Annotated in this window: 13 protein-coding genes; 6 read left to right on the top strand and 7 right to left on the bottom strand. The window is 58.2% G+C overall.

What is annotated here, in order from left to right; genetic code table 11:
• Window positions 1–104: 104 nt before the first annotated feature.
• Window positions 105–4,163, bottom strand: coding sequence for a helix-turn-helix domain-containing protein (locus tag LB568_RS21565; protein WP_064993355.1), 4,059 nt, complete (start codon window positions 4,161–4,163; stop codon window positions 105–107).
• Window positions 4,164–4,267: 104 nt separating this feature from the next.
• Between LB568_RS21565 and LB568_RS21560 the strand changes: the two genes are divergently transcribed.
• The 6 genes from LB568_RS21560 (at window position 4,268) to LB568_RS21540 (ending at window position 10,331) form a co-directional block, all read left to right on the top strand.
• Window positions 4,268–4,867 carry a type IV toxin-antitoxin system AbiEi family antitoxin domain-containing protein gene (locus tag LB568_RS21560; protein ID WP_084015684.1) on the top strand — a complete coding sequence of 200 codons (600 nt, stop codon included), beginning with the start codon at window positions 4,268–4,270 and terminating at the stop codon, window positions 4,865–4,867.
• The gene (locus LB568_RS33840; RefSeq protein ID WP_084015686.1) at window positions 4,864–5,385 is read left to right on the top strand and encodes a nucleotidyl transferase AbiEii/AbiGii toxin family protein; all 522 of its coding nucleotides are present in this window, start codon (window positions 4,864–4,866) and stop codon (window positions 5,383–5,385) included. Before LB568_RS21560 ends, LB568_RS33840 begins: the two co-directional genes overlap by 4 nt.
• The gene (locus tag LB568_RS33835) at window positions 5,303–5,476 is read left to right on the top strand and encodes a porin (RefSeq protein WP_411909458.1); all 174 of its coding nucleotides are present in this window, start codon (window positions 5,303–5,305) and stop codon (window positions 5,474–5,476) included. Before LB568_RS33840 ends, LB568_RS33835 begins: the two co-directional genes overlap by 83 nt.
• Before the next feature lie 58 nt (window positions 5,477–5,534).
• Window positions 5,535–5,804 carry a hypothetical protein gene (locus LB568_RS33830; RefSeq protein WP_411908923.1) on the top strand — a complete coding sequence of 90 codons (270 nt, stop codon included), beginning with the start codon at window positions 5,535–5,537 and terminating at the stop codon, window positions 5,802–5,804.
• 1,171 nt (window positions 5,805–6,975) lie between these two features.
• Window positions 6,976–7,728 (top strand): carbonic anhydrase, encoded by a 753-nt coding sequence (locus LB568_RS21545; protein ID WP_064993307.1) that lies wholly within the window; start codon window positions 6,976–6,978, stop codon window positions 7,726–7,728.
• 167 nt (window positions 7,729–7,895) lie between these two features.
• Window positions 7,896–10,331 (top strand): ATP-binding protein, encoded by a 2,436-nt coding sequence (locus LB568_RS21540; RefSeq protein WP_064993308.1) that lies wholly within the window; start codon window positions 7,896–7,898, stop codon window positions 10,329–10,331.
• Between the two features lie 118 nt (window positions 10,332–10,449).
• On the opposite strand, the gene virB11 is transcribed toward LB568_RS21540, so the two are convergent.
• Genes virB11 through LB568_RS21510 form a run of 6 tightly spaced genes read right to left on the bottom strand, consistent with a single transcriptional unit; the run spans window position 10,450 to window position 15,269 of the window.
• The gene (gene virB11 / locus LB568_RS21535) at window positions 10,450–11,490 is read right to left on the bottom strand and encodes a P-type DNA transfer ATPase VirB11 (RefSeq protein WP_013533334.1); all 1,041 of its coding nucleotides are present in this window, start codon (window positions 11,488–11,490) and stop codon (window positions 10,450–10,452) included.
• Window positions 11,474–12,616 (bottom strand): type IV secretion system protein VirB10, encoded by a 1,143-nt coding sequence (virB10, locus tag LB568_RS21530; RefSeq protein WP_064993310.1) that lies wholly within the window; start codon window positions 12,614–12,616, stop codon window positions 11,474–11,476. The genes virB11 and virB10 overlap by 17 nt, the downstream gene beginning before the upstream one ends.
• Window positions 12,613–13,494: a TrbG/VirB9 family P-type conjugative transfer protein gene (locus tag LB568_RS21525; RefSeq protein WP_064993311.1), complete on the bottom strand. Its 882-nt coding sequence runs from the start codon at window positions 13,492–13,494 to the stop codon at window positions 12,613–12,615. Before LB568_RS21525 ends, virB10 begins: the two co-directional genes overlap by 4 nt.
• Window positions 13,491–14,204, bottom strand: a complete 714-nt coding sequence (locus LB568_RS21520) for a type IV secretion system protein VirB8 (RefSeq protein WP_013533337.1) — start codon at window positions 14,202–14,204, stop codon at window positions 13,491–13,493. Before LB568_RS21520 ends, LB568_RS21525 begins: the two co-directional genes overlap by 4 nt.
• On the bottom strand, window positions 14,201–14,359 hold the full coding sequence (locus LB568_RS21515; RefSeq protein WP_013533338.1) for a type IV secretion system lipoprotein VirB7: 159 nt from the start codon (window positions 14,357–14,359) through the stop codon (window positions 14,201–14,203). The genes LB568_RS21520 and LB568_RS21515 overlap by 4 nt, the downstream gene beginning before the upstream one ends.
• Before the next feature lie 22 nt (window positions 14,360–14,381).
• Window positions 14,382–15,269 (bottom strand): type IV secretion system protein, encoded by an 888-nt coding sequence (locus LB568_RS21510; protein WP_064993312.1) that lies wholly within the window; start codon window positions 15,267–15,269, stop codon window positions 14,382–14,384.
• Window positions 15,270–15,310: the final 41 nt, after the last annotated feature.

The following is a 15,310-nucleotide window of genomic DNA, read 5'->3' as shown; positions in this document are numbered from 1 at the left end:
CTGCAAAAGCTCCGAATTCCGCGCGGCCAACCAGAAGCTCGGCATACAGCAGTTCGCGTGTGAAACAGCATTGGCCACACGATCCCAGGCCCGAAACCCAGCAGTCATTCCCAGTCCAGTCGCTCGGAACTCTGATCGTGGCGATGTGCTTGAGCCTCATAATTGTCCGCTAGCGTGTCGAGAGCCTTGGCCGTATGCGGATGGTCGAAAGAGATCGCATTCGACCATCCGCGGTATTTAGCGGCTTCCTTCCGTTCCAGCTCCCCACCGTCGCGCGGCGATCGCATTGTTACGCCACGTCGGTTCATCTTACCGGTCAAAAAGCCATTGATCATTGGTTTGCTGCGGAAAAGATCGATTGCGTCGCGGACCGCTTCGGCCGGCCAGTTGCCGTCTGCTCCAAAAGGAGAGGCAGCCAAAACGTTGCCAATGCGACTGTCGGCGATATCTTCTCGGCCGGCGGTCTTAGCGAGCGATCGAGCTTCCTTGATCCACCCCTCAAGAGCAACGTTATCGATCGTCCCATCATCTTTTGTACCGGGAAGCCGATCCCATTCCTCAAGAAGTCGGTAGGCCTGGGTGGCGATGGCGCGTGCTCGCTCGGGATCCTGCGGCTCAACGTCGACGACACCGCTTTCCTCGCTCGCCTTGAATACCGCGCTGAGTATTTGGACAAAGAAGGATGGCTGCTCCGACAGCGCCTTCATAAGCACCTTGGGCGGACGGCGCGAGCGAGTCAAAATCGGTAGATAGGCCCACTCGACCTTGACCAATGCATTGCTGTCGACGTCATCACGTTTGTCAAGCACCTGGAGGATTTCGGCGACGTAGTGCTGGAACATCGTCGCTTCGTTCCTGTCGCCCTCGCTCTCGAACGGCTGTCGGACGGCCTCAAGTAGCACCTCGATGAGAAGATCTGAGAGCAGATCAGTTCGGCTGTCGCGTGCCGCGAGCGGCAGAGCGTGACGCGCGCGACCAACGGAGATGAGTTTGCGGATCGCGAAACCGACCTCGTCACGGTCGTCGCTCATCCAGAACACCGGCGTCTGACGCCAATACGTTTCTTCGATTTCAGCGCCAGCGCTGGTAGCCTGGTCCCAAGTCCAACGCCGCCCAGGAAGCGCGCGCAGGATCGTAAGCAATGCGGTGTCGCCCCAAGAGCGACTGGTTGCCTTAGCGATCAACTCAGCTGCCCATGGCTCCTTTCGCTCTGCAAAGGCAGAGACGATCAGGCCGTGGGCAAGAGCACGCTCATGCGCATCTTCGCTTCGAATTGCCGACTCCAACAGCGCTTCGAGATCGGGTTCGGAGAGACCGCCAGCAAAGAGCGCCTTGCCGATGTATCCCGCTGTGCCAACCTTGCGGGAGAGCGCGAGGATGGCTGGAATGCCGTCTTTGGAGAACAGGGCGTGTGCGGCATCTTTCCTCGCTAGATCGACCTCACGCTCATTCGTCTTCCAACCTTCGGCCGAAGGCCGTGGCAAGCCCGCATCTTGTTCAAAGAGCCATGCCACGCGCTCTATTGGATCAGCGGGTGCGAAGCGCTCGTAAATCGCCTCAAGTCGGTCGAGCACTTGACTCGGCATGGACCATTCGGCGTCTGGAAATTGCCGATGGTGATGGAGGACACGGCGCATGGCGGCCCATATTGCTGCGCGGTCAATCTGCTTAGTAATCCTCGGCTCAGCCGCCTCCAGTGTAGAGAACCCACCTTCCGTGTCCGGTGAAAGGTCAGCGAATCGGTCGAGCAGCGCGGTCCACCTGGCGGCATCGAGGCCGACGTCGACGAGCACACGCTCCGTGATCGCCACAGCTCCGCGCCCGATGGTGGCCCATGTAGCCACCTCGACTTCATCGACGGTAAAATCACGCCACAGCGGCATCGGCGACGGGATGGAGGTGTCGTGCCCCTGCGGTAGCAGGCTCAACATGAGTTTCCAGGCGGCGTCTCGCTCGTGCTTGCGAATGAGGTCGAGCGCCCGAAGCCGCAGGTCGAGCGTCGCATAGGTTTGGGGCAGCCAGAGAAGATGAATCGCGCGGAGACTGTTGGCCGGTCGGTTCGCGTATTGCCCGGGCGGGTTGTCGATGGCGTCCAGCCGAGCCAGGACATGGGTCACTTTCGGCATGAGCTCTGGCGACCAGGCCAGGGACTCGAGCGCCCACAAAAGATCCGACAAATGCTCTGCCCCAAAGACACCTTCCCCGTCTCTGCCGAATAGGGCGCGGATTGGCGGGTCGTTCAGATCAAGGCTATCCTCGATGGCCCGAAGAAAGGCGCTCGGTGAGGCCTCGGCCAACAATCGGAAGTCTCGAGATAGGGACCACCATCTCTGTTTGGTGGCATTCGCCAGCAGCTTCGCGACAATATGATCAGCACGGCGTGCGGCGTCCGGTATCGTCTTAATCTCCTCGCCCCACAGAGCAAGCAGGATCAGTACTTGTCCGATCCCATGGCGCAACATTCCCGAATAGTCGCGCTGGACGCCGCGAACACTCGCCATCCAGCGCTCGTCTGGGTCCATCTCGAACCGCGGATCTACGGAGCCGAGGACAGCATGGGCTGCAGCCTCGAAGCGCTTGATGTCGACCCCTGTCAAATGCCGCGCAAGCAGGAACCATGCATCTTGCGGCGAAGCGATACGCCAGGTCGAGCCGATCTTTTGCAGTGGGCTGTCAAATCTTCCGACGTAAGGCATCAGATCGCGGGCGATTGCGTCATATGGTTCGTCAGCGAGCTCTGCAAGGCGTGCCTTATCCGCCTCTGCGTCCTCATCCCAGCCGCCCGCGAGAAGTGCTGCCAACAATGCTTGAGGCGGCCTAACCTCCGCCCACTGTGGCCGTCGCCCCGGCGCGCTGGGAATAAGGCGACGCAGGACAGCCAAATTGCGTGCGCTGTCGCGCGCGTATGCCTCGGCACGAGGTTGCGCAATGCCAGCGGCAACCAGAGCGCTAGCGATCCCCTCGCGCGACGGTCGCGGTAGGGCACGGACGTCACCTCGGGAGATCGGCCGCTCGTCATAGGCTTGCAGGACATAGTGGCCGCGTCCCGCCAGCGCGTGCGCGATGCCGGGGTCTGGTTCAGTCATGACGACAATCAGAGGACCTGGCGCGTTTGCCAATGCTCGCGCCGCCGCAGCGGTCGTCGCCACCAGGCATCGGGCCTTGTAAGCGGCCTTCACTTCGTCCGGGAGCATCGCAAGTGTTGCGTAAAAGAACGACACGACCTCATCTGTGGTCGTAGCTTGGAGCGAGAAAACGGATGGCTTGCTGCGAAGCCAGCGGAGAAGGTCAGCTGCTTCCTCGTCACGATCACTTAGGACCAACTCCTCGGTCAGGGGCCACTTCGCAGCGAGCGACCACTCTTCCCAGACTTCCTCGAGCTCTCGAGTGTCCTCCGGTCGCTTCCCCAGGCGAACCGCCAACCACAGCCCAACCACCGGTGTTTGTTCGATCCAGTGGACAAGGTCGTCGGCGTCATAAACACGAACGTTTGCCCAAGGCCCTTCCGCCTCTCGGGCCTTTGCCCATTTATCCTTGCCGGGCCAGTGGCGGGGAGTGACGAACACAAAGCTAGCATTGGCTGGATCGAACGGCGCCGGCTCGTCGGTTCGCTTCCGGTAATCCTCGGTCACCTTTCTTTCGATGTCGCGACGCTGGCTTCCGATCTCCCAACCAGCCTCACCTTTCGGCACGTAAGAGTTTCCTGTGTCCGTGTAGGTCTGTCCGTCCCAGCCCGGATGCTGGACCCCTTCGTCAGCTGGAAAGCGGAGGTGAACTGCGGTGCCGGCGGTAGCGCGTATCAGATGTGAAACAAGGGTTGGCATGCTCAGCACGCCTTCTGTTCGGTTTGCCCAGACCGAAAGATCTTCCGCATCCACCCAGCGGATAGGTGCGCCTGCTCGCTCGGACGGGGTGATATTCGGGATAGCTGGTCCGATTACCGCACCCGTCGGCAGGAAACGGATGCCGGCATTTTCGAGCGCCGTACGAATTGCTTGGGCATTGTTGGCGACGGGGATACGTTGACCCCGCTCGAAATCCGCAACGGTAGAGGTCGCCACGCCGGCTTGCTTGGCCAAGTCGTGCTGGGACCACGCCAAAAGAGCCCGGGCGGCCCGGACGTGCTTTGGGGTAAGATCAAGCGGGGAAACCTGTTGCGCCATGGTCATATGAAATATATGACATCAGTTGAGTTTTCCCAACTGTTCTTTTCTGTCGACAAATCTAAATTTTTGCCGACAATAGATAACAAATGCCTCGAAATCGTATGACCCACCGTGAGACCGCCCTGAATCTCGTTCGAGATCGCGGCATCGTGCGTGCGCGCGACTTTACGGCGGCCGGCATCCCGCTGGTCTATCTCAGGCGCCTTACCGAGGCCGGTGATATCGTACGTCTCAGGCGCGGTCTATACCAGCATCCCGAGCGAATGGGCGAAGACACCGATCATGATCTGGCAGAAGCGGCACGTATTGTGCCGAACGGCGTGGTCAGCCTCATCAGCGCGCTTCGTCACCACGGTTTGACGACCCAGCTTCCGCACGCGGTGTGGATGACGATACCACACAAGGCAAGGACGCCGCACACTCCAGGCCTGCGTCTGGAGATTGTTCGGGCGACCTGCGAAGTCCTGGCATCCGGAGTCGAGTTCATCCGCGTCGAAGGCGTCGATGTAGCGATCTATGGCGTCGCAAAAACGGTTGCCGATTGCTTCAAGCATCGCCGTCATGTTGGCGAAGACGTCGCAGTCGAGGCGCTCCGCGACGCTCTGCAACAACGAAAGACCATAGCGAGTGAGCTGATGAAGTACGCGGTCATTGATCGAGTGACCGCCCGGATCGAGCCCTATATCAAGGCCGTACAATGATGGCTAAGGTTCTCAAGAATCCTGCCGCCTCAATAAGAGACCGCCTTCTTCAGCACTCTAGGCAACAGGGTGACGACTATCAGCGCATCCTGACGCGGTATGCGATCGAACGCTTGCTTTTCCGCCTCAGTATGACCGAAGCGTCCGAGCGCTATGTACTCAAGGGCGCAATGCTGTTCGTGACCTGGCCCGAATACGTCTTCAGGCCAACCGGCGATCTTGACCTGCTCGGCCAAGGCGACCCTGACCCCGGCGCCATTCACGACCTCTTCACCCGGATTTGCCAGGTCGAAGCTCCCGACGAAGGCATCGTCTTCGATGCGGCCTCCCTGACAGTCGATCCCGTGCGCGAAGGAAAATACCAAGGCGTTCGCCTGAACCTGAAGGGTTGGCCGAACAGCCTTCAACAGCGGCGCCAAGTTGACTTCCGCCTGGATCCAGCTTGGTGGCCTGCGTGTCGGGAAGGACGACTCGGCCTTCGACACGTTTGCCGGATACTCCGGGAACGTCTTCAATAATGCACTCGTTGCGTATTGGCGATTTCGACACCAACGTAGCTCAGTACTATCTGGATTCCGACAATGGGTTTTCAGCTCTGGTTTCACTTGAATAAGGGGCGGGTGAGGTCGGTTCTCTTGACGGCCATGTTCCCCACGTCGTCTTAGGCGTGAGACAGACACAGGCTGGCGGAGCGATCACCGGCGTCATCGCTCGTGACAGCAACTACAACGCTTTGGCTGGCAAGGTCCGCATCGACCTCAACGTCACAGATGATTGTCGTTATTCGGTATGTTCGGCTACGGCTCCCTTGGCAATCCCAACGACGACCCAAGCAGGGCGATCGCCGCTCAGGGTCGCGGCTTCTACAAGAATGGAGCGGCGACTGGGCTTTGTGGGTAGGGGCCACTTACAGGTTTCGACGAGAAAACGTCGTTGAACCTCCAGGTCTCAGGCGATCAGCTCAGCAACTGCGGACTGGCTGCAATTCGCCTATATGGCCATTCCAGGGTTCACAATCAGGGCCGAAGTCGATTATGCCCACTACGCCAAGCTCACTCCCGTCGCCTCGAACCCGGCTAACGTCGGCAAAGCGGACAGGCTCGGCGGCGTTCTGCGATTCCAAAGCTCGTTCTAACGGAATGAATTTGAACGGCGGCGCCCGACGGGTGCCTCGCTGTCTGGCCTTTCAAGATGTCGTCCCGCATGATCATGCCCGGACTCCGTTGCTGGGCTTCAGAACCTGCTCAGCGAGACTCCCAAGCTCGGTAACTCAACAGCTGGTCCGCGACATCGCCGGTCGATCTGCATCTCTGTTGGGCTACTACCTGGCGATGAAGCTGCCGAATCGAGAGCACGCAAGGGCTGAGAACACCTAGACACTTCGTCCAGGCACTTGAACCTTCTTCAGTGGTTCAGGATGAGTTTCGGCGGGCGTCGTCGCAACATCAGTGAGAATTTTGTTCTGCTGGGCCGTCTTCAGGGCAACTCAATCTGAATCGCAGCCGACTGCCCAGGCTCGCAAGCCTTTGGTCCCGGAAGCCGTGACAGCATAAGGTCTAGCCAAATTTCGTGCCGCCTCGCCCAGTTCTCAGCCGCGTTGTTGTCGCCGGGAAATGGCCGACCCTCCTATCCGTAGCCGGCGTCCCAAGCAGCACCGCAAATTGGGCAATGGCAATGTATGCATCCACGTCATGGATGCTTCTTTATCTAAGCAATCGATTTCTCCGGCTGTCCGATGATGAATATGAAGCGTCAGTTGGCCTGGTGGGGCCATCGGAGTTGTTGCGTGGAATCGCTTACCCAGTGCGGCCCGGGTGCCGCCATCTTCGGTGGAGTTGCCAATGTGATCTGCAGCCGAACGGCAAACGGCGGTCGTGGAGACAATGAGCATGGATACAGCCGGCTAGCTGGGACTATCCTCTACCGGGGGAAAATAGCTGTCACAACCGCATGTGGCCGGCGAGCACGGCCGTGCGCGGGACCGTCGGTCGCCCTGAGGCCGCGATGGTGGCGTGCCGAACTGTTCGGCCCCTGTCGCCCACATCACAGCTGCGCCCGCAGTTCCCATGCCACGCCAAATTGAAGTGTTCAGTAGGAGCCACAGCAACATGCACCGTCGTAATCTGATCAAAGGTTTCGTTGCACTCGGCGCTTGTCCCATTTGCGCTGAAGCCGCGCGGGCGGCCAGCACCGAATGGGGATATGCCGGGCCGGTCGGCCCCGAACAATGGGGGCATCTGGACAAGACGAATTTGGTCTGCTCGGCGGGCATGCAGCAATCGCCGGTCGATATCAGGGGCGCGGTCAAAGCGGATATTCCGCACATCGCCATAGGTTGGCACAGGGGCGGCGGCAGAATGGTGAACAACGGCCACACCATTCAGATCAACCTGCCGCAAGGCAGCACGCTCACTCGGGGGGATCGTGTCTATGAGCTGCTACAGTTCCATTTCCATGCACCAAGCGAGCACCACGTCGCAGGTAAGAGTTTCCCGATGGAAGCGCATTTTGTCCATAAGGGCCGCAACAGCGATACTGTGGGTGTTCTGAGCGTGTTTCTGACGCCAGGCGCCACAAATGCCAGCTTTGCCCGGCTTGCTGCCGCATTTCCTGCAACGTCAGGCGAAGAGGCAGCCGTCGATGAAGTCGACCCGAACGAGCTTCTGCCGGCTTCGCTTGGCTACTGGACATATGAAGGATCTTTGACGACGCCGCCATGCACGGAAAACGTCGACTGGATGGTGGCGACGGAACCGGTTGATGTCGACCCAGCAGACATAGAGCGATTTACCTCGCTATATCCCGAAAACGCGCGCCCTATCCGCGCGCCCAATCGGCGCTTCATCCTGGGCCTAAGCTGACGCCCCGGCGTAAAAACCGCCTGCGCGTCATGTTGATCTGCTTTCAGAATCGTAAGGATGTGCTCCGCGTCGCGTAGGCGCTTTGGGAGCTCATTTCGCGCTGGAAGCGCACCAGGACCAAGTTCGGTAACGGTGTTAAGCCATTCTCATAAGGGGGAGAGGTAGGCGTGGCTTTCCTGTTCCAGCAGCATCCGGCCGCATACCGAGCCCATGAACTGGAATTCATGTCGGACCTTCGCAAGGGGTCCATCGCGGATCAAACGCCGTTTCCTTGGCTCAGTTCCGACAAAGCAATTATGATCGCCCTAGCCACCTCGATTGCGCTCTTGGTCGGGACGCAGGGCCAGCCCCCGCAGATCGATCACGCGATCCTAAGCCAGCTGCGAACGATTCAGATCAATGACGCATTGCTCCGGCGCGACGTCGCCCGCGCTGGGATGGATATGACATTGGACTACCGTTCGGTTGCTTCTATCGGGCAAGCGTTGCAAAAGACTCGTGTAAACTTGCAACGTTCTTTCGAGATTTCGTCCGATGAGAGATCAGAGCAATCCAGATTGCTCGCGCAGCTCATAGATTCGATCGAAAGCAAAAAGGCTGCCGTCTCAGTCTTGGTCGAACAAAATCAGCTCATGCAAAGCTGTCTTGCACAGCTAGCTCGCTCGATTGGCCGCCTTGGGGGAGCACCGTCGGGCATGGTTGAACTTTCGATGCTGATCGTGCTTTCGGCTGAACCGAGGCTCGTTCTGAGCAAGGCTGGAGCTGCCTTATCTTCTTCATGGAGGTTGGACGAAGCTGCCGATCAGATCGCATCTCCGGACACGTTCTCCAAGGCCGCCGAACTGGAGCGAGAGCATCTGGAGGGCTACAGCTTGGCCAGCGCGCACGCGCAGCGCATGCGACTTTTCCTCGGTTTGGTGTCCATATGCCTCTGCTTGTTTGCGATGATTCCGCCCTCCAGGCAGCCTCTGCGGACGAACCGGCTGAAAAGGCGGTTGGAGCTTGAAGAGGCAATGAGTGAGATCGAAACTCGCCTCAACGAAAGTAAAGCAAAGGACGCCTCGGCGCGCTTTTCCACCGAAGAAGCGCTCAGAGTCGTTCAACGCGTTTTCGATGCGGATCAATGCGCGCTCGCCCTAGTGGATCCGAGTCTCAGCAGGCATACCGAGTGCTTTGTGGCGAACACGTACACACCCGTCTGGAACGTGCCGCTTATTGATGAAGTCGTTTCACTTGTCCGCGCCGGACGGCCAGTGTTTCGCGTCGTTCGGACCGCCTTAGGGCTTTCCGGTGTTTGTCAAATTGTTGCCTGCAGGGCTTCCGATCAGCAGGTTGTGGTTTGCATCCTTGTTTTTGAAGGAGATCGCTCACTCCCCTCGGCAGACGACCTGCGGGTTCTTGCCAGCGCCATTGTGCGTTTGAGCAACCATCTTGAACTGCAACGTATAAATACGGAACGCGACCTTCTGGTGAGTCGATGGGAGCATGTGGAAAGGCTGAGGACCGTGGGCACGATCGCAAGCGGCGTTACACATGAGTTCAACAACATTTTAGGGGCAATAATCGGCTATTCAGAGATTGCCCAAAGCCTTGTGCGTCGCCCCTCCAGAATCCGTAATCACATCGACCAGATCATTTTAGCTGGACACCGAGCCAAGCTGATCGTCGACCAGATCCTGTCACTAAGCCGAAACCGACAGCGCGTGGCAGTGCCATTCAACGTCTCCGAAATTGTCATGGATCTTGCGCCATTGCTGCGGGTCACAGTTCGGTCGGATGTTCAGTTGAACTTCAAGATCAACGAGTGGCAAACGGTGGTCGAGGGCAGCCCAACCGAGATACAGCAGATCCTCATGAATCTATGCAAGAACGCGTCGGAGGCTGTCTTGAACGAGGGCCGTGTCGAGGTCAGCGTTTCTCGCGCTCAGGTGCGCCAAACCAAGCCGCTGGCTCAGGGCACCTTGAGACCTGGAGATTACGTTCTCCTCTCCATCAGCGACGATGGCCCGGGAATCGCAAGTTCGATACTTCCGCATGTCTTTGAGCCCTTTTTTACCACGCGCTCTGTCGTCGGCGGGACCGGGCTGGGTCTTGCTGCGGTTGACAGGCACGTGAGCGCGCTCGCAGGATGCCTTGATGTCACCTCGGCTGTTGGCCGAGGGACGCGGTTTGATATCTACCTACCGGCCTCCGACGAGGAGCCAGTCACCGCTGACATCGCTTTCGGTCGGTACGACGGACCACTTGGCAACGGAGAAATCGTTGCAGTCGTGGAGCCCGATCCAGCAGAGTTGGAGATCTACAGGGACCAGATCGCCGCGCTGGGTTATGAGCCGGTCGGCTTCGCGAACCTTGAAGGTCTTTGCGAGTGGACCGAAAGCGGGAAGGCAGCAGACCTGGTGATTTTAGGTAGAACGCCTTTCCTGGAGCGAGGACAGGCCGAATCCGTATGCCCCACCCTCATGACGGTGCCTGTCATAGTCGTCGGCCAAACCGACTCCATGCCGGTCATATCCGCTAATCAGGCCCTCGTCCTTTGGCTAGCGAAGCCGGTCTCATCCCGGACAATGGCGCATGCGGTTCGTACAATGATGATGGCATGATACCGCCGAATCGCTCAGCCTATCCAACCACTGCGAGAAGGCCCGTCAAAAAGATATCGAAGCAGAACAGAATAACGCGTCGACACCGGCTTACCGATCCCGAGACGTTGTTCCAGCCTTAGTGCTTGTTGAGAAGGTCGGCTACTGTCTCTCCCCGCCGCCGGGCATCGGCGGCGAGCCATACCTCTCCTACCTCATACACGTCGCCTTGGGTACGGAACGGTATGATGACGTCAATGGCAGCCGACAGCATGTCAAGAAGCGTGCGGTCTTCGACAGCGGCTCCTTGCGCGCTGCTCTTGACGAGTGAAAAGAGCTTTTTGAAACCTTGTACCGGATCAGCCCCATGAATCGTTGATATCGATCCCGCATGGCCGGAGACGACTTCACTAAGGTAGGCCCAAGCGGCGTCATCGCGCATCTCGCCAAGCAATATTCGATCAGGCCGCATGCGCAAACTGGCTTGCAACAGTTGCTCGGCCGTCACCGCACCTGCGCCTGCTCGGTCCTTTGGATAGAGTAAGCGGACATGGTTCTCGTGCGGGATTGCAAGTTCGAGCGTGTCCTCGATGCTGATCAACCTCTCATGCGGGGGTATAGCGTTGATCAAAGTCTTGCTCATTGTCGTTTTGCCGCTTCCAGTCGGTCCGCAAAGCAGCATTGTGAGCCGCCCGCAGACGCAGGCTCGCAAAAATTGCTCCAAGTCACCATGGTCGTAGTGCTGAAGAATCGTTTCGTCCTGCCGCTCTTGGCGCTCTTTTCGTGACCGCCATTGATTCCAACGCGAATATTCGTAGCGAGAAGAAACTTCCTTGAGTTCGGTCACACGACTTGAGGGACGCCGTATCGTCAGGCTTATTGTTCCTGAGGGTACTGCGGGGGGCAAACAGATCTGCAGCCGCTCTCCGTTCGGCAACTCAGTCGCACAGAGGGGGCTTTGCGGTCCGACATCTTGCTTGCGCAGCGCTCCGGCGAGGATCGCGATGTCCTCCAGATCGTCATAAGACAGCGGCAGTGGATGTTTCGTGAAAACGCCGGCCTGTCGGACAAAGGCTTCCCCAGGCCGGTTGATAGCGACCTCTTCGGTTCTTGGCTCCTCAAGCCATTTCAGAACGGGATCGAGAAGCAAACGCAATTGAGGATCAGCCTCCGATTGCATTGTTGTTTCTCCGGCGTTCGCGATGTTGGGGGGATGGCGCTGCGGCAGTCGCTCTAAGATCGTATACATCCGAGAAGTCGAGGTCCCGAGCCACAAAGATGGATACGGCGTCTCCTTGGTTTTTCTTCAGGGTTGGGGGAAGGTTGATCGTCGCTCTCAATGTCGTCTCGACGGCTTGTCCACCATTGCTCTGGAAGCTGTTGGTGCCGCTTCCTCCGCCAGAGCTGGCCGCATATTGACCAGCCGCCTGAAACGCGCCTTGGATGACGCTCATGAGAATCGCTCCGCCAAAGCGTTCCCGGAAGTGATTGTCCACCGTGCCAGGCATTCCGGAGCGGCCGAGCTCGTCAGCGCCCGGCGATGCTATCGAAACGAGGGCATGGTCAGGTGTTTCGATGCGCGTCCACAGCACGAATACACGCGCATCCCCCTGCTGGAGACCGCGCTGGATCTCGCCAATCACGGTTGTCCCGCGATCCAAGAGCACGACGTTGTTGGTGGCGCCTCGGACGGCTTTAGGTAAGACGCACTTCACATAGCCGGGTAAATTTGTGTCGACCGCAGTTTGCAAAATGCAGGGAATGATCGTTCCTTGAGTAATCACGAGATCAGGGTGCGGCAAAAGTGTGGCCCGGCTCGGCTCCTGTATATCTGGCTTCAATCGGCCTGACAGATCGCCACCGTTTGAAATCTCATCCGCTGTCCCCGGAGCATCATTTTGCTTGTCTTCGCTCCGCTGATCGGCATTGGGCATTTGACCGCTGCCGCTGTAGGCGAAAATTGGTGATTCCTCCGGCGGCGGATCATCTGCCGCTGGTGGGGGCGGCGTGGATGGCGCAGGCTCTGCCGCCTTGGCCGCCTCTGCGGGTGCTGGAGGTTCTGGAGCAACCTCGATTGGCACGGGACGGAATGGCTCGACGTTGGCGACAATTGGCGGCTTTGGCTGAGATGGTTCGTCTTGTGTGCTGGAACGACCTCCGAGCCAGATGAGCGATAGAGACGAGATGAGAACAAGAGCAGCGACGGCCAACTTCTGCGATCCCGAAACATGCCGGCGGGCCGGCTCCGAGACCATCGATCCGGATGCATGGACATCATGTCCCGCCTGTGGGCCGGTTTCATTCATCGTCCCGAGCCTTTCAAAACGCGCCACACGTCGGGTGTCACTGTACCGGTCGCTGGCGCTCGTCCCACAGGGTCATAAGCTCTGTTGAAAATGGACAAGACCGTGTTGCCATCTCTCAGACGCCATTCCCGGGCGACGGCGGATACTTCAACATAGTCGCCTTTGACCGTGTAATTGGCAGCGGCTTCCTTGCCGTCGGGATTGATAACGTAGAGGGAGGGTATGCGGGAATTGCTTGCGAATCCAAATACGGTCGTAAAGCCATTATCGAAGACTTCCAGCGGCGCCAGCGACCGATCGCCCTTTGCGACGTAGTGAAAATTGCTTTCGTCCGGACTGGCAGCTGCGGCGGGCCGATTCAACAAATCCCGAACTCTCTCGTCTTGCAGCACTCTCGCCCGGGCCTGGCCAAGAATCGAGCGCCTTTCCGCTTCCTTTCTCTGAGCAGCAGCCTCATCAGCAGGATAGGTGAACTGCACACTGTAGTATAGGTCTGGTTGCTCCTCATCGAGTTTGGGCATCGCTTTCGTTGAAATACTGAAGACGTATCTGCGTGTACCGGACTCGCTCTCGGCCAGCACGACGACCGGCTGCGGCGACAGCATCCGGCTAGCCTTGAAAAAGAGATAATTGGCGCGCGGGAGCGCAGCCAGGTCTTTGCTATTGGAAACAGCCACGGCTGCGACGGTCTCGTTTGCCGCGAATGTGACAACCAGCGTTGCCCCAACTGCGGTCGATAGGCGCACCACTTCGTCGGGGCGGTAAGCCAGGTAGCGCATCCGCGCATCATGCTTGCCGGCAAGTGGCGTGTCTTCGGCGCACGCTTCCATCGTTAGGAAGAGTGAACAGGCCAGCGCCAGAAATGCTCTTTTTGTCATGGCTGCACGAAGCCCAGGTTCGATACGGTGTCTTGCGAGGCTTGGTAGGATGTGACGAGTAGACCTCCCGGATTGGTGAGCCTCGATTGCCCAGGCAGACCCGTCAAGCGCTCGTAGCGGATGGTAGCAGTCCAGGAGGTCACTATCGGCGTCTGCCCATCGATAACAAGCGTACGTTTGTATCGGATCTGCTGAACGTCGGGACTGATGTCATTTGATGAAATATGCCCGACCTCGAGCTTGCCGCGCTTCCCAACCGTGACCTGCGGCGAGGTGGGGTTGGGATAGTTGAAGAAATCTTGATATTGCTGTTGCACAGAAGGTGCGCTGAAACTGGAGACGAGGTCATAGGCGTATTGGGCTGTATCTGCCGTGTAGCCCTCGCGCAGGCGTACATATTCCCACAGCGAAGCGTTTATGACGGCTCGGTCTTGGGTTGCCGGCAGTCGAGAGATTGACACTTCGCTGTCAACGGTACCGTCCGGCCGCACCCAGAGGAACACAGGTACGAGCTTGGCCAACGGGACCATGGCAGCGATGGTAAATGCCTGGGCGACATTTCCCAGGACCGCCGCTGCGGCAAAGGCTATAAGCGCCTTTGACAAGCGCCGCGCAGACTTCGCTCGTGAAGTTTGAAACGCTTCCACCTTCTTGTAGTGAGCGGCTAGCGTTTCTCTCTCCACCAGAAGGGCATGTTCAGGAAATTTCACTTGGGCTCTTCCGCGCACTCGACCTGAAGATCCTCAGGAGTGGTTTCCCATTGTCCCGCGTTCAGTTGGAATGGCGTACCCGTGCAGGTCGCAAGCCGATCGGTTGTCTTGCAGGCCGCCAAAGCGAGGATTAGCAACAGTAGATAGCGTTTCATGTTTTTGGCACCGGTTGATTGATTAACCACCCGCCGTTTTGGCAAAGTAGCGGTTGAGGTTGCTAAGAGGTCGGTTCTCGCCTGCCAAAGAGCCGCCGGCGATGCTGCTGGCGATCGTCGGAAGCGCGATGATCAGAGCGTCGCCAGCGAGGAAGAGCATGTCGAGCTCGTAAAGCCCGATGATCTTGGCTGCTGTCGTGCCCGACATTTTGATTATGATAAGCATTGCTGTCAGCGAGACTGCTTCGGCCGCAATAACTATCGTCGCAACGATGTTGAGAAGGAGAAGCAGCAGCCCGTACGAGAGCAGTTGGCCGATCCATCTGGTGGCCATGTCTCGCGTGCGATCAAAAAGGTAGCCGACAAGGACCAGGGGTCCGATCGCCAAGAGCAGCTTCGTCAGAATTCCAACGGCATCGTAGATCTCGAACGCCGTCCACAGCGAGCCGTAGAAAATCCATTGCGCTCCCTGGAAGGCAAGTATGTCCTGGCCATTCATTGTCCCAATTTCGGAAGCAATCATCTGAAAAGCATACTGACTTGCAGCAAACATAAAGTCTAGCTTCCGAGGAATATCGACGAATGGCAAGTCGCTGCTACTTATATGGTGAGCAAACCTTGGAATCGTGTCGTCGAAGAACGTTTCAATGTACTGCTGGTAGTTGGACTGGTCCAAGATCAGGGCAACGACAATCGACACCATGATTACGCGCGAGATACTCCCGCGCGCATCGACTTGACCGCGCATGACCAGACAGCCTTGTATTATTATCCAAAGCGTTACACACGCGACCAGAGGTGCGCTGACCGCCTCTTGGATCTTTTCAAGCACGTTGTGCAGCCCTGAGGTAAAGGCCAGATCAAAGATCGTGTGTATGGCCGTGAATGGCGCGGCAATCTTGAAATTCATGGCCTGAGCCTGATTTGTCCCTGATCAGCCCAGTTGAGCCG

This window comes from Mesorhizobium sp. B263B2A, from assembly GCF_020165775.1.
GTDB classification, from domain to species: Bacteria; Pseudomonadota; Alphaproteobacteria; order Rhizobiales; family Rhizobiaceae; genus Mesorhizobium; species Mesorhizobium opportunistum.
The sequence above is the reverse complement of the archived record's forward strand: the minus strand, read 5'-3'. Positions and strand labels throughout refer to the sequence as shown.